At 60.2% G+C, this 21,225-nt stretch carries 23 protein-coding genes and 1 tRNA gene; 8 read left to right on the top strand and 16 right to left on the bottom strand.

The annotated features are described in order from the left end of the window. Positions 1 to 4: 4 nt before the first annotated feature. The 9 genes from I5L79_RS07460 to rpmH form a co-directional block, all read right to left on the bottom strand. The gene (locus I5L79_RS07460) at positions 5 to 1,321 is read right to left on the bottom strand and encodes an APC family permease (RefSeq protein WP_196954393.1); all 1,317 of its coding nucleotides are present in this window, start codon (positions 1,319 to 1,321) and stop codon (positions 5 to 7) included. 329 nt (positions 1,322 to 1,650) lie between these two features. Beyond that, entirely contained in the window at positions 1,651 to 2,163 is a 513-nt protein-coding gene (locus I5L79_RS07455) for a DUF2480 family protein (protein WP_196954392.1), read from the bottom strand. Between the two features lie 101 nt (positions 2,164 to 2,264). Next, on the bottom strand, positions 2,265 to 2,972 hold the full coding sequence (gene tsaB / locus I5L79_RS07450) for a tRNA (adenosine(37)-N6)-threonylcarbamoyltransferase complex dimerization subunit type 1 TsaB (RefSeq protein WP_196954391.1): 708 nt from the start codon (positions 2,970 to 2,972) through the stop codon (positions 2,265 to 2,267). Further along, the gene (locus tag I5L79_RS07445; protein ID WP_196954390.1) at positions 2,965 to 3,303 is read right to left on the bottom strand and encodes a DUF5615 family PIN-like protein; all 339 of its coding nucleotides are present in this window, start codon (positions 3,301 to 3,303) and stop codon (positions 2,965 to 2,967) included. The genes tsaB and I5L79_RS07445 overlap by 8 nt, the downstream gene beginning before the upstream one ends. Beyond that, a complete protein-coding gene (locus I5L79_RS07440; protein ID WP_196954389.1) occupies positions 3,300 to 3,524 on the bottom strand; it encodes a DUF433 domain-containing protein in 225 nt (74 codons plus the stop codon). Before I5L79_RS07440 ends, I5L79_RS07445 begins: the two co-directional genes overlap by 4 nt. A gap of 32 nt (positions 3,525 to 3,556) precedes the next feature. Further along, positions 3,557 to 3,901: a hypothetical protein gene (locus tag I5L79_RS07435; RefSeq protein WP_196954388.1), complete on the bottom strand. Its 345-nt coding sequence runs from the start codon at positions 3,899 to 3,901 to the stop codon at positions 3,557 to 3,559. A 58-nt stretch (positions 3,902 to 3,959) separates the two neighbouring features. Continuing rightward, on the bottom strand, positions 3,960 to 5,654 hold the full coding sequence (locus I5L79_RS07430; protein WP_196954387.1) for a S41 family peptidase: 1,695 nt from the start codon (positions 5,652 to 5,654) through the stop codon (positions 3,960 to 3,962). Between the two features lie 71 nt (positions 5,655 to 5,725). Next, positions 5,726 to 6,175 (bottom strand): ribonuclease P protein component, encoded by a 450-nt coding sequence (locus tag I5L79_RS07425; protein ID WP_196954386.1) that lies wholly within the window; start codon positions 6,173 to 6,175, stop codon positions 5,726 to 5,728. 33 nt (positions 6,176 to 6,208) lie between these two features. Beyond that, a complete protein-coding gene (rpmH, locus tag I5L79_RS07420) occupies positions 6,209 to 6,367 on the bottom strand; it encodes a 50S ribosomal protein L34 (RefSeq protein WP_084444044.1) in 159 nt (52 codons plus the stop codon). A gap of 241 nt (positions 6,368 to 6,608) precedes the next feature. On the opposite strand from rpmH, the gene I5L79_RS07415 reads away from it, so the two are divergent. After that, on the top strand, positions 6,609 to 8,345 hold the full coding sequence (locus I5L79_RS07415) for a M61 family metallopeptidase (RefSeq protein ID WP_196954385.1): 1,737 nt from the start codon (positions 6,609 to 6,611) through the stop codon (positions 8,343 to 8,345). Positions 8,346 to 8,352: 7 nt separating this feature from the next. After that, positions 8,353 to 9,180 (top strand): hypothetical protein, encoded by an 828-nt coding sequence (locus I5L79_RS07410; RefSeq protein WP_196954384.1) that lies wholly within the window; start codon positions 8,353 to 8,355, stop codon positions 9,178 to 9,180. A gap of 90 nt (positions 9,181 to 9,270) precedes the next feature. Here I5L79_RS07410 and I5L79_RS07405 read toward each other — a convergent pair whose 3' ends face one another. The 3 genes from I5L79_RS07405 to I5L79_RS07395 form a co-directional block, all read right to left on the bottom strand. Further along, positions 9,271 to 9,540 (bottom strand): hypothetical protein, encoded by a 270-nt coding sequence (locus I5L79_RS07405; RefSeq protein WP_196954383.1) that lies wholly within the window; start codon positions 9,538 to 9,540, stop codon positions 9,271 to 9,273. Between the two features lie 85 nt (positions 9,541 to 9,625). Continuing rightward, a complete protein-coding gene (locus I5L79_RS07400; protein ID WP_196954382.1) occupies positions 9,626 to 10,570 on the bottom strand; it encodes a PfkB family carbohydrate kinase in 945 nt (314 codons plus the stop codon). Between the two features lie 159 nt (positions 10,571 to 10,729). Next, a tRNA-His gene (locus tag I5L79_RS07395) sits at positions 10,730 to 10,803 on the bottom strand. Positions 10,804 to 10,982: 179 nt separating this feature from the next. Here I5L79_RS07395 and I5L79_RS07390 point away from each other — a divergent pair. Next, positions 10,983 to 12,416 (top strand): DEAD/DEAH box helicase, encoded by a 1,434-nt coding sequence (locus tag I5L79_RS07390; RefSeq protein ID WP_196954381.1) that lies wholly within the window; start codon positions 10,983 to 10,985, stop codon positions 12,414 to 12,416. Positions 12,417 to 12,586: 170 nt separating this feature from the next. On the opposite strand, the gene I5L79_RS07385 is transcribed toward I5L79_RS07390, so the two are convergent. The 3 genes from I5L79_RS07385 to I5L79_RS07375 all read right to left on the bottom strand — a co-directional run bounded on the left by I5L79_RS07385 (position 12,587) and on the right by I5L79_RS07375 (position 14,982). Beyond that, on the bottom strand, positions 12,587 to 13,039 hold the full coding sequence (locus I5L79_RS07385) for a hypothetical protein (RefSeq protein ID WP_317191364.1): 453 nt from the start codon (positions 13,037 to 13,039) through the stop codon (positions 12,587 to 12,589). Between the two features lie 306 nt (positions 13,040 to 13,345). After that, entirely contained in the window at positions 13,346 to 14,020 is a 675-nt protein-coding gene (gene upp / locus I5L79_RS07380; protein ID WP_196954380.1) for a uracil phosphoribosyltransferase, read from the bottom strand. Further along, positions 14,008 to 14,982: a GNAT family N-acetyltransferase gene (locus I5L79_RS07375; protein ID WP_196954379.1), complete on the bottom strand. Its 975-nt coding sequence runs from the start codon at positions 14,980 to 14,982 to the stop codon at positions 14,008 to 14,010. Before I5L79_RS07375 ends, upp begins: the two co-directional genes overlap by 13 nt. A gap of 98 nt (positions 14,983 to 15,080) precedes the next feature. Here I5L79_RS07375 and I5L79_RS07370 point away from each other — a divergent pair, with 98 nt between their 5' ends. Together I5L79_RS07370 and I5L79_RS07365 are read left to right on the top strand one after the other, a co-directional pair. Beyond that, a complete protein-coding gene (locus tag I5L79_RS07370) occupies positions 15,081 to 16,976 on the top strand; it encodes a capsule assembly Wzi family protein (RefSeq protein ID WP_196954378.1) in 1,896 nt (631 codons plus the stop codon). A 13-nt stretch (positions 16,977 to 16,989) separates the two neighbouring features. Next, on the top strand, positions 16,990 to 17,346 hold the full coding sequence (locus I5L79_RS07365; protein ID WP_196954377.1) for a hypothetical protein: 357 nt from the start codon (positions 16,990 to 16,992) through the stop codon (positions 17,344 to 17,346). A gap of 73 nt (positions 17,347 to 17,419) precedes the next feature. On the opposite strand, the gene I5L79_RS07360 is transcribed toward I5L79_RS07365, so the two are convergent. Next, entirely contained in the window at positions 17,420 to 17,866 is a 447-nt protein-coding gene (locus tag I5L79_RS07360; RefSeq protein ID WP_196954376.1) for a QcrA and Rieske domain-containing protein, read from the bottom strand. A gap of 118 nt (positions 17,867 to 17,984) precedes the next feature. On the opposite strand from I5L79_RS07360, the gene I5L79_RS07355 reads away from it, so the two are divergent. The 3 genes from I5L79_RS07355 (at position 17,985) to lpcA (ending at position 21,061) form a co-directional block, all read left to right on the top strand. Beyond that, the gene (locus I5L79_RS07355) at positions 17,985 to 19,835 is read left to right on the top strand and encodes an ABC transporter ATP-binding protein (RefSeq protein ID WP_196954375.1); all 1,851 of its coding nucleotides are present in this window, start codon (positions 17,985 to 17,987) and stop codon (positions 19,833 to 19,835) included. A 161-nt stretch (positions 19,836 to 19,996) separates the two neighbouring features. After that, positions 19,997 to 20,464, top strand: a complete 468-nt coding sequence (locus tag I5L79_RS07350) for a hypothetical protein (RefSeq protein ID WP_196954374.1) — start codon at positions 19,997 to 19,999, stop codon at positions 20,462 to 20,464. 9 nt (positions 20,465 to 20,473) lie between these two features. Continuing rightward, the gene (gene lpcA / locus I5L79_RS07345; protein WP_196954373.1) at positions 20,474 to 21,061 is read left to right on the top strand and encodes a D-sedoheptulose 7-phosphate isomerase; all 588 of its coding nucleotides are present in this window, start codon (positions 20,474 to 20,476) and stop codon (positions 21,059 to 21,061) included. Positions 21,062 to 21,225: the final 164 nt, after the last annotated feature.

Raw genomic sequence — 21,225 nt, 5'->3', positions numbered from 1 at the left:
AAGCTTAATCCCGGCGGCCTACCCGGCGCCCCACGTAGTACACCAGCAGCCCCACCAGCAGCGTGAGCAGGCCATAGCCGGTTTCGCGGGGCTTGTCTTCGATGATAAACCAGAGCGTCCAGCCATTGAGGGCCAGGAACAGCAGCGGGGTGATGGGGTAGCCCCAGGCGCGGTAGGGGCGCAGCAGCTCGGGCCGGCGCCAGCGCAGCACAAACAGCCCAAGCACCGTGAGGAACGTGAACAAGCTAAGCACGAAGCCCGCGTAGAGCAGCACCTGCTCGAAGGTGGCCGTGAGCAGAAACAGCAGCGTGAGGGCCGTTTGCAAGAGCGTGGCCCGCACCGGAATGCCGGCCGAACTTACTTTGCCCAGGCCTCGGAGCGGGGGCAGGTCCTCCCCCATCACCTGCACAATGCGCGGCCCGGCAAAAATCATGGAGCTGACCGTGGACACCAGTAGCACCGCAATGACGCCGCCCATCAGCCGACCCGCCGCCGACCCGAAGATTTCCGTGGCGGCCACGAAGCCCACTTCCACCTGACCGGCCAGCCGGGGGATGGGCGTAGAGTACAGAAACACGAAGTTCAGCCCCACATAAAGCAAAAGCACCAGCGCGGTACCCAGCAGCAGAATGCGCGGCAAATTGCGCTGGGGATTGGCCATTTCGCCGGTCAGGTAAGCCGCCGCGTTCCAGCCCGAGTAGGCGTACGACACATACACCAACGACACGGCAAAGGCCGGGCTCAGCAGCTGCTGCCAGTCGGCCGCCTGGGGCACAAACGCCAGGTCCGTAGGCGTGGCTGCCGCCAGCCCCGCCCCGATAAACAGCACCAGCACCAGCACCTTCACTGTGGTAATGATGACCTGCAGGCGGCTGCCGGCCTGCTTGTTGGTGGCGTGCACGGCCGTGAGGGCCAGTACCACCCCCACCGACAGCCATTGCGGCGACACCGCCGGCCACACGCTCTGGGCGTAGCGCCCCAGCGCCATAGCCGCCAGGGCCGTGGGCGCCGCAAACCCCACCGTAGCCGACACCCACCCCGACAGAAAGCCCAGGGCCGGGTGATAAATCTGCGACAGGTAGTGGTACTCCCCGCCCGAGCGGGGCATGGCCGCCGCCAGCTCGCCGTAGCACAAGGCCCCGCACAGAGCAATGAGGCCACCCACCACCCACAGCATCAGCAAAGCAAACCCGCTCTGGATGCCCAGCACCTGAAACCCCAGACTGGTAAACACGCCCGTGCCCACCATGCTGGCCACCACAATGGCCACGCCCGTAAGCAAACTAAGTTTATAGGAGTTGACGGCGGCGGGCTCAGACATATAGAAGGTGGATGTGCGCCCCAAAGATGCAACCGTACCCGGCATTTGGCGCGGGGGCCTGCGCCGCGCCGCTTCTACGCGCCTTCACACCGCTTCTATGGGTCTTCACATCAGTTCTACGGGCCTTCACACCGCTTCTATGCACCTTCACATCACTTCTATGGGGCTTCACACCGCTTCTACGGGTCTTCACACCGTTTCTACGAGGCTTCACACCGCTTCTACACGCCTTCACACCGTTTCTACGCGTCTTCACACCGCTGTGTAAGCAACAAAAAGCCCTTCTGATGTATCAGAAGGGCTTTTGAGTTGATAACCGGCCAGACGGCTCAGGCTTTGGGACGCTTGTAGAGGGGCACGGTGCTGCACGGCTCCCCGTACATGATGCTGGCGGCCACGGGCAGCAGCTTCTGCATGATGGCCACGTAGGCGTAGGTGGGCACGGGCTTTTCGCCGCAGCCTTTTATCACCAGCTTGGCGTCACGGTACTGCTCGGCGTCGATACCGGCAATGGCTTCCTGGAACAGCTCCTGCTCCAGCGCTTCCAGATTGCCGAACACGTAGCGGTGGGCGTGGCTCTGGAGCTTGGAGGCCAGCAGCATGTAGGCCCAGGTGGGCACAATGGCATCGGCCGAGCAGATGATGGCCACATTCTGGCCCGCGTACTGAGCCCAGTCGTGGGTTTTAATAAACTCGCGGAAGTCCTTTTCGCGCAGCATCAGCCCATGAAACAGGTTGTCCTTGATGTCATACACCACCCGCTCACCCGGATGAATAAACTCTTCCAGGTTAAGCGTGGTGAGGGCGCTTTGCGCCACCCGGTTGATGAGGATGTCTTCCATGATATAGTTACTGAGAACTTAGATAGTAGAACTTAGAGCTTAGAACCAATGCCTTAGTAAGTAACCTATCGGACTGGGTCTATGTTCTCAGTTCTAACCTTCTAAGCTCTAGTCTTCGGGGTTGTGGTGTACACTTCCTTCAAATAAAACGGCTCGTAGTAGGCCACGCTGCGAAACTCCTGCCGCTGGTAGGCGCCGAGGGCCAGCTCACCCACGGCCACGGCCGAGGGCTCGATGCCCGCCAGAAACCCGGCGTGCGGGTGCTCCGCCACGAGCGGCCGGAACTTGGCCGCGCCGTTACCAAAGCATAACAAGGAGTGGTGGGCTAATTGTTCGCGCAGGGTATCGGCATCGAGGATGAGGGGCGTGGGCGCCAGCTCTTCGGTGCCGTCGTGCCGGTAGAGGGCGGCGTACACTTCCATGCGCCGGGCGTCGAGCATGGGGCAATACAGGTAGGTTTCGGGGCGGGCCGTGTGGCGGGCTACCTGGTAAGCCAGGCTTTGCAGGGTGCCGATGGCCAGCAGGGGCACATCCAGCGCGTAGCAGAAGCCCTTGGCGGCGGCAGCCCCAATCCGCAGCCCGGTGTAGGAGCCCGGCCCGTCGCTCAGGGCCACGGCGGCTACGTCCGGCAGCGCATGGCCAGTATTTTCCAGCAGCTGGCTCACCAGCACACTCAGGTGCGAGGAGTGCGACTTCTCCAGCCGCAGCTCCGTCTGGCCCACCAGGGAGCCATCGGCCACGCGGTGCAGCGCCACGGAACAGACGGGCGAAGAGGTTTCGAGGGAGAGGATGAGGGAGGGCTCAGGCATCTTTAATTTCAACTAGCGGTTCACCGCGTCTCAGCCATTCCAGCGCGGTAGAAAAGGTTTTTAGGAGAACTTCCTGCAGCCGTTCGTTCGAAGTATTTCCGCAGGTGAGCCATAAAATCTGCGGTGGTGGCCCCTGTTGCTCCAGCAAGTAACGGAAGTCGGCATCTTTCGTGATGATAGTAACGCTGGCCGCTTTGGCTGCTTTAAAGATGACGTCATCATCGGCATCACGCAACCCCAGTTCCCGTAGTGGCCAGGCATCCACAGCAAACTTCCAGCGTAACCAAGCCGCCAAAGCCGGTGAAAGCTGGGCGTCAATCCAGAATGTCATGCGGCCAGTTGCGGATAATCGAGCCGTTGCGCCGCGTACTGCAAAGCAGCCTGAATATCGAGCGGCTCAAGGTCGGGCAGTTCCGTCAATACCTGCTCATTTGTCAGGCCCGCGCTCAGCAAACTCAGTACATCCGAAACCCGAATGCGCATCCCCCGAATACAGGGGCGCCCGCCGCACTGGTGTGGATTGGTGGTAATGCGCTGACGAAGATTTTCCATAGGGGCAAAGGTAATGGCAATAAGCGCCTCCACTATGAGTGCTCAACATGTAACTGCTGCAACTTGATCTTCTTAAACAGTCTTTGCAGCAGCCAGGCAATGAAGAGCGAGTCGAGAATAATTGCTACCAGTGGTAGTATCGTATCGGTTTTCACATACAATAGAGGAATTCCAAAAGGGAAATACAGGAATGAACAGGTGGCATACGTTAGCTTGATTTCCCAGTAGCCCGAGGGCAACGCCAATAGCTCCCAGAAACTGTAGTCTTCTTTAAGCGGCCCAGTGAACTCAAAGAAGAACAACTCTACTATTCTATAAACAAACAACGCCACGTAAAGCCCGCTGAACGAAGCGTAATACAGCAGCTTCTTCCACATAAACTATAGAATCAAAAAAGAGCAGACTTTTCAGGGTCTGCTCTCTGGTTGGTAACTTCTACTTCGTGCCGGCACTTTTGCTGGCGCTGGCGGCGCGGCCGTTGGGGCGCAGCAGGGCGGCATAGCGGTTGGGGTCGTTGAGCACCTGCACGGCGGCCAGCACGTTGGGGTCGTCGTCGAAGGAGGCTTCGATCTGGCCTTTCTGGAAGTAGTAGCGCGACACAATTTCCTGCTCCAGCAGCTCCTTGATTTCGGGCTTGAAGCGCGTCAGGTCGTTGCTCTTGTTGGTGGAAACCTTACGGCGGATGGACTCCAGCTCGGTTTTCACATCCTCGTAATGCTTCTCGTCCTTGGCTTTCTTCATCAGGTCGGAGAGGCTTTTCTCGACCTCCGTGGAGTAGCTCACGTCCTTGTTCTGCAGAAACTGCACAAACTTCTGGTACTCCACATCGGAGAGCTTGAACTCGCGGGCCGGCGGAATAGTGGCGTGCTCGGCCCGGTAGCGCGTGGCGTAGTCGAACAGGTAGTTCTTCTGGAGCAGCAGGCGGGTAATTTCGGCTACTTCACGCTCCTGCACCTCTACGTCGGGGGCCACGCCGCCACCGTCAAACACGGTGCGGCCGGCCTGGGTTTTGAAGGCCGTGCGCAGGGAGTCGGGCACTTTGCCCAGCGTGCCGTCGTCGGCGCGGTGCGAGTAGTCGATTTCCTGAATGCAACGACCGCTCGGAATGTAGTATTTGGCGGTCGTCACTTTCAGCTGGGAGTTGTAGCTCAGCGGGCGGGTTGCCTGCACCAGCCCTTTCCCGAACGTCCGCTCCCCTACCAGCACGGCGCGGTCGTAGTCCTGCAACACCCCCGACACAATTTCGGCGGCCGAGGCGGAACGGCTGCTCGTGATAATGGCAATGGGCAGCTGCGTATCCAGCGGGGTATCCAGCGCCTTGTAGGTTTTGTTCCACTCCGTCACCTTGCCCTTGGTGCTCACAATATCGAGGCCCTTCTCCACAAACAGGTTGGAGATATTCACGGCCTCGTTGAGCAGCCCGCCGGGGTTGTCACGGATATCGAACACAATCTTCTTGGCGCCCATTTCCTTGAGCTTGCCCACGGCCAGGCGCACTTCCTTGCCGGCATCCACCGTGAAGCCCGTGAGCTGGAAGTAGCCGATATCGTTGGTGAGCATGCCGTAGTAGGGCACGTTGTCTACCTGAATCTTGTCGCGGGTGATGTTGATTTCCACCGGCGCATCTTGGCCGTAACGGGTCACCATCAGCTTCACCTGGGAGTTGGCCTGCCCTTTCATCAGCTTGCTGATATCGGAGCTGCTCTTTTTCTCCAGCGAAATGCCGTTGATGCTCAGGATTTCGTCGCCGGGCAGCAAGCCGGCTTTCTGGGCGGGGTAGCCTTCGTGCGCGGCTTGCACCACGGTCTTGGTGCCCCGCTTCACTACCAGCACCCCAATGCCACCGTACTGGCCGGTAGTGAGGGTGCGAAAGTCCTCGATATCGTCTTCAGGAATGTAGTTGGTATAAGGATCAAGGCTCTTGAGCATGGCGTCAATACCGGTTTTCACCAGCCGCCCGGGCGTTACCTCATCCACGTAATAGGTATTCACCTCCTTGAACAGGGTGGCGAAAATATCCAGGTTCTTGGCAATTTCGAAGTACCGCTCGTTGTCGGAAACCGAGCGAAACGAGACGAGCAGCGTAGCTCCTCCCAGGAGCAGGCCGGCGGCAATAGACTTTTTACGCATATACGGGCGGGAGGCAGATAAAGACCCTTCACTCAAACGCAGACCAAGCGCCTCAGCAACCCGGTTTTACGTTACCCAGCCGCCGAAGGACGAGACGTGGTAACGGGTGTTGCAGCGGGGGCAGAGGCTTCCTGCAGCAAACGCTCTAGCCCTGAAATTAATTTTTTTTCGATGAGCGTGAAAGGCTTTTTTTCCTTGCCGCTGTAAATAAGGGCCAATACGGCCACCGGATGCCCATTGGCGGCTTCCACGAGCCGATATTTATTGAGCCGGTATGCTTCGCGCAGCAGTCTTTTTAGATAATTCCGGTCTACGGCCCGCTTGAACGTGCGTTTGGAGACACTGACTAGGACTTGCGGCGGAGCCTGTGTGGGCGCGGGCGCGGGCAGCCACACCAGCCGCAAAGGGTATAAACCAAAAGAAGAACCCCGGCCGAACAGCTCTTCAATGAGCTTTTTTCGACACAAGTGTTCTTCTTTCGGAAACGAATAGGAGCGCGCGCCCGGCGCAGGAGTACTCATGAGCGGGGCGAGCCGGCCGGAGCCGGCAGAGGCTTAGCGCTTATGACGACCTTCGTCGGATACGGTCAGGCGCTTGCGGCCTTTGGCACGACGGGAGGCCAGCACGCGGCGGCCGTTGGCGGTTTCCATGCGCGAGCGGAAACCGTGCTTATTGCGGCGCTTGCGCTGCGAAGGCTGAAAAGTACGTTTCATGGTATGTGTAGTGACTCAATGGCAGGTAAGGCCGGCAAAGGTAACAGGTTGGTTTGGAAAAGACAACGCCTTTGTTCACCTTTTTCCTGACCGGCTCGGTCTTGGCAGAGGTCAATCGGGCAGCGGCCGGTGTTTTTGAAGCCCCAAATACAAGCGGAAAACTACCATTTTCTCCCGGCCTTTTCCGCCGGATAGCCGTACCTTTAGGCAGGATTTTCTGCCCCTGCCGCCACGCGCTGCCATGATTCACTACCACGTCTCGTTTGAGAACCCGCTGACCTTCTACGTACAGGTTCAGATGACTTTTGAAGTGCCGGCCGACGCCGCCGAAACTGTAGAGCTGCAGCTGCCCGCCTGGCGCCCCGGCCGCTACGAATTGCAGAACTTTGCCCAGAAAATTCAGCGGGTAGCGGTGCTGGACGCCAACACCCAGGCTATCCTACCCTACCGCAAGCTCACCAAAGACCGGTGGGAAATCCGGGATGTGGCGGGCCGTACGCTGCAGGTACGCTACAACTTCTATGCCCACCAGATGGACGCCGGCGGCTCTTGGCTGGACGAGTCGCAGCTGTATTTGAACGGGGTGCAGTGCTTTATGTACATCGACGGCCGCCAGAACGAAACCTGCCAGCTGAGGCTGGATTTGCCCGAAAACTGGCAGATAGCCTGCGGCCTACCTCAGAGCGGCCCCAATACCTTACAAGCCAACTCTTTCGATCAGCTGGCCGACTCCCCACTGATTGCCAGCCCCACGCTGCAGCAGCGCACCTACCAAGTGCTGGGCCTGCCCTTCACCGTATGGATGCAGGGCGAGTGCGCGCCCGATTGGGAGCAAATCCTACGCGACTTTACGGCCTTCACCGAAGAGCAGATGGCGCTGTTCGGCGGCTTCCCGGTTTCCGACTATCACTACCTGAACCAGATCCTGCCCTACAAGCACTACCACGGCGTAGAGCACACCAACTCCACCGTGATTACGCTGGGCCCGGCCGAGCTGCTGATGACGGAAGGCCTGTACAAGGAATTTCTGGGCGTGAGCTGCCACGAGCTGTTTCATACCTGGAATATCAAAAGCATTCGGCCCGCCGAAATGCAGCCCTACGATTACGCCCGCGAGAACTACTTCCGAACCTGCTACATAGCCGAGGGCATTACGACTTACTACGGGGAATACCTGCTGGCCCGCAGCGGCGTGCGGTCCGTGGAGCAGTATTTCCAGGAGCTGAACACGGTGTTGCGCAAGCACTACGACGACTACGGCCGCTTCAACCTGTCGTTGGCCGATGCCAGCGTGGATTTGTGGCTGGATGGCTACAAGCCCGGCGTGCCCGACCGCAAGGTGTCGGTGTACCACAAAGGAGCACTGGTGGCCTTGCTGCTCGACCTTACCCTGCGCCACCTCACCGGCCACCAGCGCAGCCTCGACGACGTGATGCGCCGCCTGTACGAGGAGTTTGGCTTGAAAGGCATAGGCTACACCGAGGAAGACTACATACGCCTGGTGACGGAAACTGCCGGGCGCGACATGCGGGCGTACTTCGATAAGTTCGTGTACGGCACCGCGCCGCTGGAAGAGCCGCTCGACAAAGCCCTGAGCTGGGTGGGCTGCACCCTGCGCGTTGAGGAAACCGGCTCAGCTTCGGAAAGCTACTTCGGCTTCCGTACAGTGGTGAAAAACGAACGAACGGAGGTTACCGACATCCTGCCCAACTCACCTGCTGCCGTTGCTCTGACGGTGGACGACGAAATAGTGGCCGTGAACGGGCGCCGCGTGGATATGAACCTGCAGTCCTTGTTATCGACCAACAGTGACCTGCGCTACGAGGTAAGCGTGTTTCGCCAGAACCGGCTGCTGACGGTGGTGCTGGAAGCCCAACCCGGCCAGCGGTTCTGGCAGAAGCTCACCGTGGAGAAACTGCCCTCAGCCACCGCCGCGCAACAGGCCAGTTTCCGCCAGTGGATCAAGCAGGACTTCTAGGCCCGTGTTGAAAACCGTTACCCTTATGCCGGCCGGGCGCATTTTCTCAAAAACCTGGATGTTGGCGCTGATTCCGCTGGCGGCCTGCTCCCTGCGCATGCAGCCCAAGGAAATGCCCAAGCCCGACCCTAGCCAGCCGGCCCTGAGAAAGGCGGCGCCCCGTCCCGTGTACCGCTGGGCTCACCTCGATACGCTGGTGCTGGAAGGCGGCCGGGTGTTGCAGCTGTATCCGGCCCCGCCTTCGGTGTACGAGCGGCTGCCGGCGCCTGAGTGGCTGCAAACCGCCGCCACCGCCGAAGCGGAGGAAAACGACCTAGACATAGCTGCCGAGGAGCGGCGGCGCCTGAAAACCGCCGGCCCGCGCGTGCGGCGCACGGGCCGCACTTTGCTGCTGCAGCCGGCTACAGGAAAGCCGCTGCGCTTCGTGGATAACCCCGCCGAAGACTACGAAGCCAACATAGCTTACGAATACGTAGCCGCGCTGCCCAGCATCCGGCACTGGCTTTTATCGGTCCACCTCTATGAGGGCGGCTATTACCTGCTGGTAAGCCAGCAAACCGGCCGCCGCACCCAGGTGTGGAGCCCCCCCGCCGTAGCCCCCGACGGCCGTCATTTCGTGTGTGGCAACTCCGATGTGCTGGCCCGCTACGAACCCAGCGGCCTGCAGGTATGGGAAGTGGAAGCGGCCGGCCTGCGTATGCTCTGGCAGCGCCAGACGGAGTGGGGCCTCAACCAGCCTCGCTGGCTCGACAATCGCACCATCCTTTTCGGCCAGGACTACTTCGACAACGGCGACGTAGATACCCGCGTGATGCGCCTGGCGGTAGTGCCGTAAAAGTTACTTGCAGCTAGGGTTGCCATCAGATCTAAAGAAAAAGCCCCACTGGAAGTATCCGGTGGGGCTTTTCAATGGTTTAAATATGGTCTAGTCGGCTTTGCGGCCAGGGCCTTTCTTGGCGCTGTTCGTGTCGATAGACATAGGCGCGTTTCCTTGAGGGTTGCTGCGGGGCTTGTTTACTTGGGTGCTACGCACGTCCTTGCTTTTGCCGCCGGGGGTGTTGCCTTTGGTTTCGTTGCCCTCTACGGTAATATGGTTATTGCTCGGGTTCTGCACCATCGTGGAGTGGCCTTTGGTATTGGCAAACGGGTTGACCGAGGTTTGCTCGTTGGCGAGGTCGTCTTGTTTGTTTGGCATGACACAGGATGGAAAGGTGGAAAGATGTTTCCTTGTACCCATGCTGCTGCAAAAGAGTTGCCGCCCTGCTCCCCTCGGACGGACGTTACACCGCCGGCACGTTGGCAATGGCCGAAGCGGGCACTACCCTCACCAGGTCGCCAAACTGCGCCTCGCGCGCCTCTATTTCCGCAGGCGTGAGGTTGAGCAGCCGCTCGGTCCCAAACTTCTCCACGCAGAACGAGGCCATGGCCGAGCCGTGAATGACCGCGCGCTTCATGTTTTCAAAGCTGATGTCGTCGGTGGCGGCTAAGTGACCGATAAAGCCGCCCGCGAAGGTGTCACCGGCTCCTGTCGGGTCAAATACTTCTTCCAGCGGCAGCGCCGGGGCGTAGAACACTTTGTTTTTGTGAAACAGCAGTGCGCCGTGCTCCCCTTTCTTGATGATGAGAAACTTCGGGCCCATAGCCAGAATCTTCTTGGCCGCCTTCACCAGCGAGTACTCACCCGAAAGCTGACGGGCTTCCTCATCGTTGATGCTGAGCACGTCCACCATCTCGATGGTGGAGAGCAGCTCGTCGAGGGCAATGTCCATCCAGAAGTTCATCGTATCCATCACAATCAGCTTGGGACGATTCACGAGGCGCTGAATCACGAGGCGCTGAATGGCGGGTGTCAGGTTGCCCAGCATCAGGTATTTGCAGTCCTGGTAGGCATCGGGAATGATGGGGTCGAAATCGGCCAGCACGTTGAGTTCGGTGACCAGGGTCTCGCGCGAGTTCAGGTCCTTGGCGTATTTGCCCGACCAGAAGAACGACTTTTCACCTTCCTTGATCTGCAGACCCTCGGTGTCCACGCCGTGTTCCTTCAGCAGCAGAATATCCGACTGCGGGAAGTCGTCGCCCACTACGGCTACCAGCTTCACAGGCTTCAGCGAGTACGAGGCCGATAAGCCAATATAAGTGGCGGCGCCGCCAATGATTTTGTCGGTTTTGCCGAAGGGCGTTTCCAGGGCGTCGAAGGCAACGGTGCCGATAACAACCAGACTCATAGACAGGAGAAAAAAGGTGATGCGTGCAAAAGTACTACTAGGGCGCTAACACGGCCAGCCCACGAATCCTTCCCTTTTCGGGGCAAAAGCAACGCACGCAAACCAAATCAGCAAACAAAAAAGGTCTCTACCGTAGCGGAGAGACCTTTTTTGAGAGTGGGTAAATAATGGGGCTCGAACCCACGACCTTCGGAATCACAATCCGACGCTCTAACCAGCTGAGCTATATCTACCGTGTTGGGTATTGTAGGCACAAAAGTAGCGCCCCTGCATCGATATGCAAAAAAACCAGGCAGTTTTTTTCGGCGCTGGGGCGAAGTAGCTGAGTAGCTGCGCGGCCACTGGCGCGCTCAACCGTGCTATGCCGCCCGTATTCCCCGTACCTTTGTGCTTTCACTAGTTGCCCAGTACCATGTCAGAGCCCACGCCCGCCCCCGTCACGTTTGCCGATTTCAAGCTGAACAAGCAGCTCCTGACGGCCGTTGCCGAAGCGGGTTTCACCGAACCCACGCCCGTGCAGGAGCAAACCATTCCGCTGCTGCTGGCCGGCCACGATGTGCTGGGCATTGCCCAGACCGGCACCGGCAAAACCGCAGCTTTCGGTCTGCCGCTGCTGATGAAAGTGAAATACGCCCAGGGTACCCACCCCCGCGCCCTCATCCTGGCACCTACCCGGGAGCTGGCCATGCAGCTGGAAAACCATCTGCAGCGGCTGGCCACCCACACCGACCTGCGCATTTTTGCCATTTACGGCGGCCTGGGACCCAAAACCCAGATTGAAACCATTGCCAAGGGTGTTGACATCCTCATTGCCACACCCGGCCGCCTGATGGAGCTGTACCTGAAAGGGGCCCTGGTGCTGAAGGAGCTCAAAACTCTGGTGTTGGACGAAGCCGACAAAATGATGGATATGGGCTTTATGCCCCAGATCCGGCGCATTCTGGAAGTCATTCCGAGCAAGCGGCAGAACGTGCTGTTTTCGGCTACCATGCCCGAAAAGGTGACGGAGCTGAGCGGGGAATTCCTGGAGTTTCCGATTCGGGTGGAGGTGACGCCCGCGGCTACCTCGGCCCAGAACGTAAGTCAAGAACTGTACGAAGTGCCCAACCTCGTCACTAAGATCAACCTGCTGGAGTACCTGTTCCTGGACTGGGACACCTTCCACCGCGTCATGATTTTTACGCGCACCAAGGAAAACGCCGAAAACGTAGCCAGCTTCCTCAAGCGCAAGGCCCACGGCGAGGTACGTGCCATTCACGGCAACAAGGGCCAGAACGTGCGCATCAATGCCATGGAAGCCTTCAAGGAAGGGGAAGTGCGCTTTCTGGTAGCTACCGACGTGGCGGCCCGCGGCATCGATGTGCCCCAGGTAAGCCACGTCATCAACTTCGATGTGCCGCTGGTGTACGACGACTACGTGCACCGCATCGGGCGCACGGGCCGGGCCCAGCACACCGGCGCGGCCATTACCTTCGCCAACGAAGCCGAGATGCACCACATCAAGCGCATTGAGGAGCTGATCCGGCAGCCTATCCCGCTGCTGCCGCTGCCGCCCGAAGTAGCCGTGGTGGAAACGCCCTTCGAGGAGCAGCAAACCATGAACCGCGAGATGGACGACCGGCGCAAGCGCGAAGACCCCAATTACCAGGGTGCGTTCCACGACCGCAAGGAGTGGGTGAAGGCCGGCGAAACCATCGACAAGCGCACCGGCCGCACCTACGAAGCCCGCCCCAACCGCAGCCAGAAGGGCAGCAAAGTAAACCCCTCGAAGGGCAAGTCCTCCTCCCCCGCCGCCAAAGCAGCCCGCGCCGCCCACGGCCGCGCCGAGCACCGGCGGAAGAAGTAAACCACGGATTCGTGCGGATTTTTCGGATTGCACGGATTTTGTAGTTGGCGCGGTTTCCAGTCAGCCGCCCAGCCGCAAACAAAAAGCCTCGCAGTGTGCGGGGCTTTTTTGTTGGGGAAGAATCGTCTACAAAATCCGTGCAATCCGAAAAATTCGCGCGAATCCGTGGTTCAGTGCTGGAAAATAGCCAGGTGGCTGAAGCGGGAAGCCAGCAGCGTGAACGCGCCACCCCAAAGCACGGCGCTCCAGAGCATGTGCAGCAGAATGCGCCAGCGCGGCACGTGCAGCTGGGTGGCAATGACGGTGCCGCCGATCGGGCTGAATAGAATAGGCGTGAGAAACGCAATGCCCCCCATCCCGAAGCGCCGGTAGACACGCACGATGCGGCGGCTGCGGCGGCTGAACAGCGGTTTGCCCTTCTGCTCCCGCTTGCGCCGTAAGTGCAGCGCCCAGGCTTTGCCCACGCTCGAAATCAACAGGACCGTCGTCATCATACCAGCCACGCTCAGGCCCCAGGTAAGCCCGGCCGGCACGCCCGCCGCCACGCCCGCTACCGGCCCGGCCACGAACTTGAACATGCTAACGGCGAAAACAGAGGCGTATTTGAGGATTTCGGGCAGCACGGCAAAAGCAGATGAATAGGTGGGGCAGTCAGGCAGTAAGACGAAGAACAGGGACCAACGCCGCCGGGTGGCGCCGGTTGACGATGCTGTAGTTGGTCGCAACGCCAGCGGATAGCCAGGGTGTTTCCGATTAGTCAGGACCTATTTCGGATTAGTCGGGACGTGTTTTCGGCTGGTCGAAGGGTGTTTTGCTTAGGTCAGGATGTGTTTTCGATTCGTCGGGACGTGTTTCTGAACAGTCAGGACGTGTTTCGGATTAGTCGGGAGGTGTTTTTGAACAGTCGGGAAGGGTTGCGGAACGCGGCCCTACAGCTTGCTGCCGTACGACAGGTCGCCGGCGTCGCCGAGGCCGGGCACGATGTAGGCCTGCGCGTTCAGGCCTTCGTCGATAGCGGCCACCCAGAGCGTGGCCTCCGGAATTTCGCGGGTGATGTGCTCCACGCCTTCAGGGCTGGCAATAACGGCTGCAATGTGCACCTGCCGGGGCGTGCCGAAACGCAGCATGGCCCGGTACGTTTGCACCAGGGACTTGCCCGAGGCCAGCATCGGGTCGGCCAGAATCAGCACCCGCTCGTCCAGGCTGGGGGCCGTGAGGTAGTCGAGCTGCACCTGCACCTGGGCCGTGCCCTCGATGCGGTACGCTGCCGCAAAGGCCGAAGGCGACTGGTCGAAATAATTCAGGAAGCCCTGGTGAAACGGCAGCCCGGCCCGCAGCACGGTAGCCAGCACCGGAAAGTCCTGCAGCAGCATCCCCGTCGACTGGCCCAGGGGTGTGGTCACGGTCTGATGGGTGTAGCTGAGCTGGGAGCTGATGCGGTAGGCTATGATTTCGCCCAGGCGCTGCAGGTTGCGGCGGAAGCGCAGCGAGTCGCGCTGCTTGTCTACGTCGCGCAGCTCGGCCAGAAAATGATTGGCCACGGAAGGCTCGGCGCACACCACGTGTACGCGTTCAGAAATAGCGGGGGGCGTTAGCGCATCCATTGCAGGTACCAGGGACGTTGGGTGAAGGAAATAGCCGCGTAGGATACGGGCGTGGCTCCGAAATTGGCGAAAAAACGGGCAATTGACGGTATCATGCTGCCTTCAAAATCGAGAATCAGCCCGGGTGTGCCCGCATGCCGACGAATAACGGCATCCACCAACACTGACGGCGCTGCCACCTTTTTACCTTCCGATGAAGCCGCCGCAAACAAATAAATCAGCCGCTGGCGGTAATGCACGAACAGGGCCCCAGCCATCAGCTCGCCCGTAGCTGGCTGGCGCACCTCATACACTTCCAGCAAATTGCGCTGCCGCAACGCGAGGGCGAGCAGCCGGAGCTTCTCGTAGTGGCGGGGTTCCAGGCCCGCTTCCGACCCTTTGGTTTGCTGAAAAAGCTGCAGCAGCGGCTCCACGTCGGCCGTTTCAGCTGCAGTCAGCGGCACACTGGCGCTTTCCTGCTGGCGCAGGCGGCGGCGGTAGTCGGCCGCGTAGGCAGCGCGCAGCGTTTCGTAGGGTGCCTCCAACAGCAGATGGTACGTCTGGCGGCGCTGAAGCAGCACGAGTGGTTTGCCCGCGTTGCGCGGCAACGGGCTGCTTGTTGGCAGCCCGTTGGCGTCGTTGAGCTGCGCGTAGAACTGTGTGTACCGGGGCGTCAACTTATCAATAACTAACAGTGCTATCCTGGCCTGCTTTCCGGCTTCATCTGCAAGACTATAAGCGCCCAGCTGCTGGGTAAACGGCGGTTGATACACTTGCCGCCCCCAGGGCCGCCACTTCACGGGCAGGGGCCAAACGGCTAGGTAGCGGCCGGTACCAGCCTCCACTTCCACCAGCGCGTCCCAGCGGCCGGCCGTAGCGTGCAGCCACCAGGAGCAGGCATACGGCAGTCCTTCCCGCGCCGAGCCCACGCAGGCATCCCAGGCAGTTAAATCCAGTTCTCGGTAGCGAAGCAGGCGCGGCATCGGGCAAAGGTACAGGCCGCCCGGCACTCCCGGTTTGGCTGCAACTGCGTAGGTTTACCGACCTGCCCGCCGCTTTTGCGTAAGCGGCTCTGCTACCTATGAAAAAACCGCTTCTCCTCCTTGCCGTCGGGGCCCTGCTGGCCACCCGGGCTTCGGCCCAGACTGACTCTACTGCAACCACTCCCGGCACGCCCGCGCCCGGTGCCCCCGCGCCAGAGGCTTCGCCGTGGAAAATCTACACTGATCCGCCCGCGCCCGACCGCCGGGCTGAGCGGGCGGCACGTACCTCTACCAGAATCGCCGAGCCGGAGCTGACACCGGCCGCCGGGTATGGCGGCCGCCAGGGCACTACCTACGTGCCGCTGGATGCCGATGTGTATCGGCTCATTGACCGCTACGCCCTCAAACTGGGGGCCGACTCCCTGCACGACCCGCACACGGCCGTGCGCCCCTACCCGCGCGCCGTGGTAGCCCGCCTGGCCGAGCGGATGTTGCGCGATACCACAGCCGGCCTTTCGCGCGCCGACCGGTTTAATCTGCGCTACCTGCTGCGCGACAACTGGGCTTACACAAGTCTGGATGCGGGGCTGAACACCAGCCGTCAGCCTATTCTCAAGCACTTCTACCAGCGCCCTTCCGACCTGCTGGCGGTCGAAACGCCCGACTTTACGCTGCGCGTGAACCCCGTACTGGGTTTGCAGGCCGGCCGGGATACCGACATCGACGGGTTGCGCTACATCAACACCCGGGGCGTGCAGGTAGAAGGTACCATCGACGAGAAGCTGGGCTTTTACACCTTCCTGGCCGATAACCAGATGGCCGTACCGGAATACGTGCGCCAACGCGTGCTGCGCGACAATATCGTGCCGCACGAGGGCTACTGGAAACGCTTCAAGAACAAGCCCGGGCAGTACGATTTCCTGTCGGCGCGGGGCTACGTGACGTATGCGGCCTCTAAGCACATCAACGTGCAGTTGGGCCACGACCGGAACTTCATCGGCAACGGCTACCGCTCCCTGATTTTGTCGGACTACGCCGCCCCGTATTTCTACCTCAAGCTGAACACGCGCATCTGGAAGTTCAACTACCAGAACCTGTTCGCGGAAATGACGGCCGACAAGGCCAATGCCGACACCATTTATCAGAAAAAGTACTTTGCCCTGCACCACCTGAGCTTCGACGTGACACCGAACCTGAACATCGGGGTGTTTGAGTCGGTAGTATTCGGGCGCGGAAAGGGGCGCTTTGAATTGCAATACCTGAACCCGATTATCTTCTACCGCAGCGTGGAGCAGCAGCTGGGCTCCAACGACAATGCCCTGCTGGGCCTGGATTTCAAGTGGAACCTCTTCCACACCGCGCAGCTCTACGGGCAGGTGATGCTGGACGAGTTCAAGATCAGCGAAGTGCGGGCCGGTAAAGGCTGGTGGGCCAACAAGCAGGCGTTTCAGCTGGGCGCCAAGTACGTGGACGTAGCCGGCATCCGCAACCTCGATCTGCAGGCCGAGTTCAACTACATCCGGCCCTTCACTTACCAGCACGAAGACAAATTCCGCAACTACCAGCACTACGACCAGCCGCTGGCCCACCCCATGGGCGCCAACCTCTGGGAAATGCTGGGCGTGGTCAGCTACCAGCCCCTGCCGCGCCTGAATGTGGTAGGCAAGGTCTTTTACTCCGAGCAGGGCCTCGACCGGCAGGTAAACCTGGATTTTCCGCCGTACACCGGGTACATCAACTACGGCAGCAACGTGCTTAACTCTTACCTCACCCGCCCAAGCGAATATGGCTTCTCGCTGGGCAGCGGCAACCGCTCCCGCCTGCTGCACGCCGACCTGACGGCTACCTATCAGGTGCGCCACAACCTCTGGCTGGATGCTACCCAGATTGTGCGCAACCGCAGCTCGGCTCAGCCCACCGCCCTCGAAGGCAGCGAAGCCTATTCGGCCCTGAGTTTGCGCTGGAATATTCCGCAGCGTGTCCACGAGTTTTAAGCCAGCTTCCTCAATGCGCCACGATCCGGCTAATGTGCTGCTGTTTCGGCCCGTCAACCAGCAGGAGCTGGATTTGATTGCGGCTTCGGGCTGGCTGGAGTTTCCACCCCGGCTACCGGAGCAGCCCATTTTCTACCCCGTCCTAAACGAGGACTACGCCGCCCAGATAGCCCGCGACTGGAACGTGCCTTACTACGGTATTGGCTACGTGCTCCGCTTTGCCGTGGACGCCGACTACGCGGCCCAGTTTCCGGTGCAGAACGTAGGCGACCGGCAGCACGACGAGCTGTGGGTACCCGCGGAGGAGTTGGCCGAGTTCAACCGCCACATTGTGGGCCGCATCGAAATCGTGAGCATTTTTCGGGCGTAGCTGCCAAGCACTCAACAAAAAGCCCAGGCTCAGCTATAGCAGCTAGGCCTGGGCTTTTTGCTGTGCTTTCCGTTTACCCGGTGATGCGCAGGCTGTTGCCGTTTTGCGTCACGGTGTATTTGGCCAGCGCGCGGGCCGCCGGGCCATTCGATACGGTACCGTCGGGTTGGAAGGCCGAGCCGTGGTTGGGGCACACAAACATATTCTGATCAGGAAAAAACGCTATGGTGGCTCCCTGGTGGGTACAGGGCGCCTGCACGGCCACGTAAGCCCCCGCCGTAGTGCGAGCCACAATCACCTGCCCATCGGCGCTGTACACGTACCCAACGGCCGGATCCTGCAGGGGTGCGTTGGCGGCAGCCGTCAGGTCCAGCGTGAAGTCGGTTTTGCCGGGCGTGGGCGTGGGAGTTGGGGTAGGCTTTACGTCTTCCTTGTCGCTGGAGCAGCCACCCAGGCAGCCTCCACTTAGCAGGGCCACGGCGCCCAACCCGAAGAGTTGAATAAATTCTTTGCGTTCCATACAGTATGTGGCGGAAAAGTACGTGTCCCCGTTTGCCGGGCTTCTTTTCCCCACTCGGCGCCGCCGCCGGATTGGTTGCCTGCCTTCCCGACAAATGCCGGTACCTTTGCCGCTTCCTATGAAGACTTACCTCCGCATTCTGCAGTTTGCCCGCCCCTGGGCCGATTTTCTGCCGCTGTACCTGGTGTATACCATTCTGGGTATATTCTTCGGTATTGCCAACTTCGGCATGCTGATTCCCCTGCTCAACATCCTCTTCGATACCACCGGCAAGATGCTGGCGGAGGCCCCGAGCGTGCCGCCGGCGTTCAGCCTGTCCCTGTCGTTCATCACGGGCACCTTCAACTACTACTTCCGCCAAGTGGTCGAAACGCAGGGCCGGCTTAGCGCCCTGTCGTTTGTGTGCATGCTGCTGATTGCCTCAGTGTTTCTGAGTAACCTGTTTCGCTACCTCAGCTTGCGCCTGCTGGCCAAAGTGCGGGCTCGGGTGATTCGCAACCTGCGCGCAACGCTATACCAGCGCGTGATGCAGCTGCAGCTGAGCTACTTTACTTCCTCCCAGAAAGGCGACCTGATGTCGCGCTTCACCAACGACGTGCAGGAAGTGGAAACCTCAGTGGTGAATTCCCTCACGGCCGTTATCCGGGAGCCGCTCTACATCATCAGCTTCTTTGCGGTGTTGTTCTTTATGTCGTTGAAGCTGACGTTGTTTACCCTGATCCTGCTCCCCATTTCGGGCGGGCTGATTGCCGGAATATCCAAGCGACTGCGCAACCAGGCCAAGCAAAGCCAAAGCACCCTGGGCACCATGCTCTCGGTGATTGACGAGACGCTCAGCGGCGTGCGGGTTATCAAAGCCTTCAACGCCGAGCCCTACATTACCACCAAGTTCCACGACCAGAACGAGCAGTACGCCCGCACCCAGCGCAACATCGACAACACCCGCGACCTGGCCTCGCCGTTCTCGGAGTTTGCCGGGGTTTCGGTGGTGGCGGCGCTGCTGTACTTCGGGGGCACGTTGGTGCTGGGCGGCGAGTCGGACCTCACGGCGGCCAACTTTATCACGTACATCGTGCTGTTTTCGCAGGTGCTGGTGCCGGCCAAGGCGTTGTCGTCGGCATTTAGCAACATCCAGCGCGGGCTGGTAGCCGGGGAGCGGGTACTCAGCGTAATTGACACCGAACCCAGCATTCAGGACAAGCCCGGGGCGCTTAGCTTGCCGCCTTTTGCCAGCTCCATTGAGTTTCGGAATGTGGCCTTCAGCTACGGCGACAAAAACGTGCTCGAAGACATCAACCTCACCATCGGGAAAGGTAAAACCGTGGCGCTGGTGGGCCCCAGCGGCGGCGGCAAAAGCACCCTGGCCGATCTGGTACCGCGCTTCTACGACCCCTCGGCCGGCCAGATTCTGCTCGACGGCCAGGACCTGCGCGATGCTACGCTGCACTCCGTGCGCGACCAGATGGGCATCGTCACCCAGGAAAGCATCCTGTTCAACGACACCATTTTCAACAACATTCGCTTCAACCAGACCGAGGCTACTGAGGAAGAAGTGGTGCGGGCCGCGCAGATTGCCAACGCCCACGACTTCATCACGGCCACGCCGGAAGGCTACCAGACCATGATTGGCGACCGGGGTGCGCGGCTGTCGGGCGGGCAGCGCCAGCGCCTGAGCATTGCCCGCGCCGTGCTGCGCAACCCGCCCATCCTCATCCTCGACGAAGCTACCTCAGCCCTCGATACTGAAAGCGAGAAGCTGGTGCAGGAAGCCCTCACGCGCCTGATGCAAAGCCGTACCTCCCTGGTAATTGCCCACCGCCTGAGCACCGTGCAGCACGCCGACGAAATTGTGGTGCTGCAGCACGGCCGCATTGTGGAGCGGGGCACGCACGAGGAGCTGCTGCGCAACGAAAATGGCCTCTACAAGCGCCTGAGTTTGCTGCAAAGCAGCGCCAACCCACTACAATAAGGCACAGCCGGCAGCAACTATGGCCGGTTGAGGAGCAGCACAATCGTTGGTGCTATTTTGCCGTATAGCCTTCTACTCATCTAATCTTCTCTATATTTAACCTCAACCGTGGCCTGGCACGTACTACGGCTACTTTTTTTCATCTCAGCCTGACCTCTCCCATGCTTGCTCTGAAACGTTTGGTAACCATTCTGGTGATGGTATTTGTGCTGCTGGCCCTGCTGGTGTTACTGGTCCCATCGGTCCGAAGCAGTTTTGCCAGCATGGCCGGCTCCTACGAGTCCCTGTACTTCGGGCTGCTCATTACGGCGGTGGTGCTGCTGGCCATGCAGCTTATCACCGAAAACCTGGATAGCACCCTGCTGCGCCGCAACATCAGCCTGCACGAGGGCAAGATCAATGAGCTGAAGGCCCGCCTCTACGACCAGCAGATGGAGCTGCGGGAGCGGGAGTTTCAGCAGCGCCCCGGCACCGTGCCCGGCACCACCACCTACCCCGACCCGGCGCCCGAGCCCAGCCGGCCTATTTTTCCGCAGTCGGACCCCAGTTTGTCGAACGCCCCCATCGACCAGCCCAACTCCATTATCCCGCCCAACACGCCCGGCTCACCACAACCGCCGATGCGGTAACTTTGCGGCGTGACTACCTCGCTAACCGAACTTATCCGCGCCGAGCTGACCGAGGCGCAGGCCGTGCTCGACCGTTTCGTGCAGAACCCGGCCAACCTGGCCGCCATTGAGCAGGCCGCTCGCCTTATGGCTGACAGCCTGCGGCAGGGCGGCAAAATCCTGACCTGCGGCAACGGCGGCTCCCTCTGCGACGCCCAGCACTTTGCCGAAGAGCTGACCGGCCGCTACCGCCAGAACCGCCGCGCTCTGGCGGCCATTGCCCTCACCGAAGCCTCGCACATGAGCTGCGTGGCCAACGACTTTGGCTACGACCACGTGTTCAGCCGCTACGTGGAAGCCCTGGGCCGCCCCGGCGACGTGCTACTGGCCATCAGCACCAGCGGCAACTCCCCGAACATTCTGCTTGCGGCCCAGGCGGCCCGCGCCGCCGGGATGCAGGTAGTAAGCCTCACCGGCAAGGGCGGCGGCCAGCTGGCCAGCCTCAGCGACGTGGAAATCCGCCCCCCGCACACTGGCTACGCCGACCGGATTCAGGAAATCCACATCAAAGCCATCCACATCATGATTATGCTCATTGAGCAGCTGGTGAACGAGTAAATCCTGTTTCCGCCATCCCGGGCTGCACGCAGGGCCTTATTTCGTTGGAAAGAGTCGTTGATACGTCCTCTACTCCAGCGTTATAAGGCCTTTTGCATGGGAGTAGATGGCAGTTTCTTTTAGCGGGTTCCGTATCTTCCCTCGGCTTCCTTTATACCCTACTT

This window comes from Hymenobacter guriensis (assembly GCF_015773195.1).
Classification (GTDB): Bacteria; Bacteroidota; Bacteroidia; order Cytophagales; family Hymenobacteraceae; genus Hymenobacter; species Hymenobacter guriensis.
The sequence above is the reverse complement of the archived record's forward strand: the minus strand, read 5'-3'. Positions and strand labels throughout refer to the sequence as shown.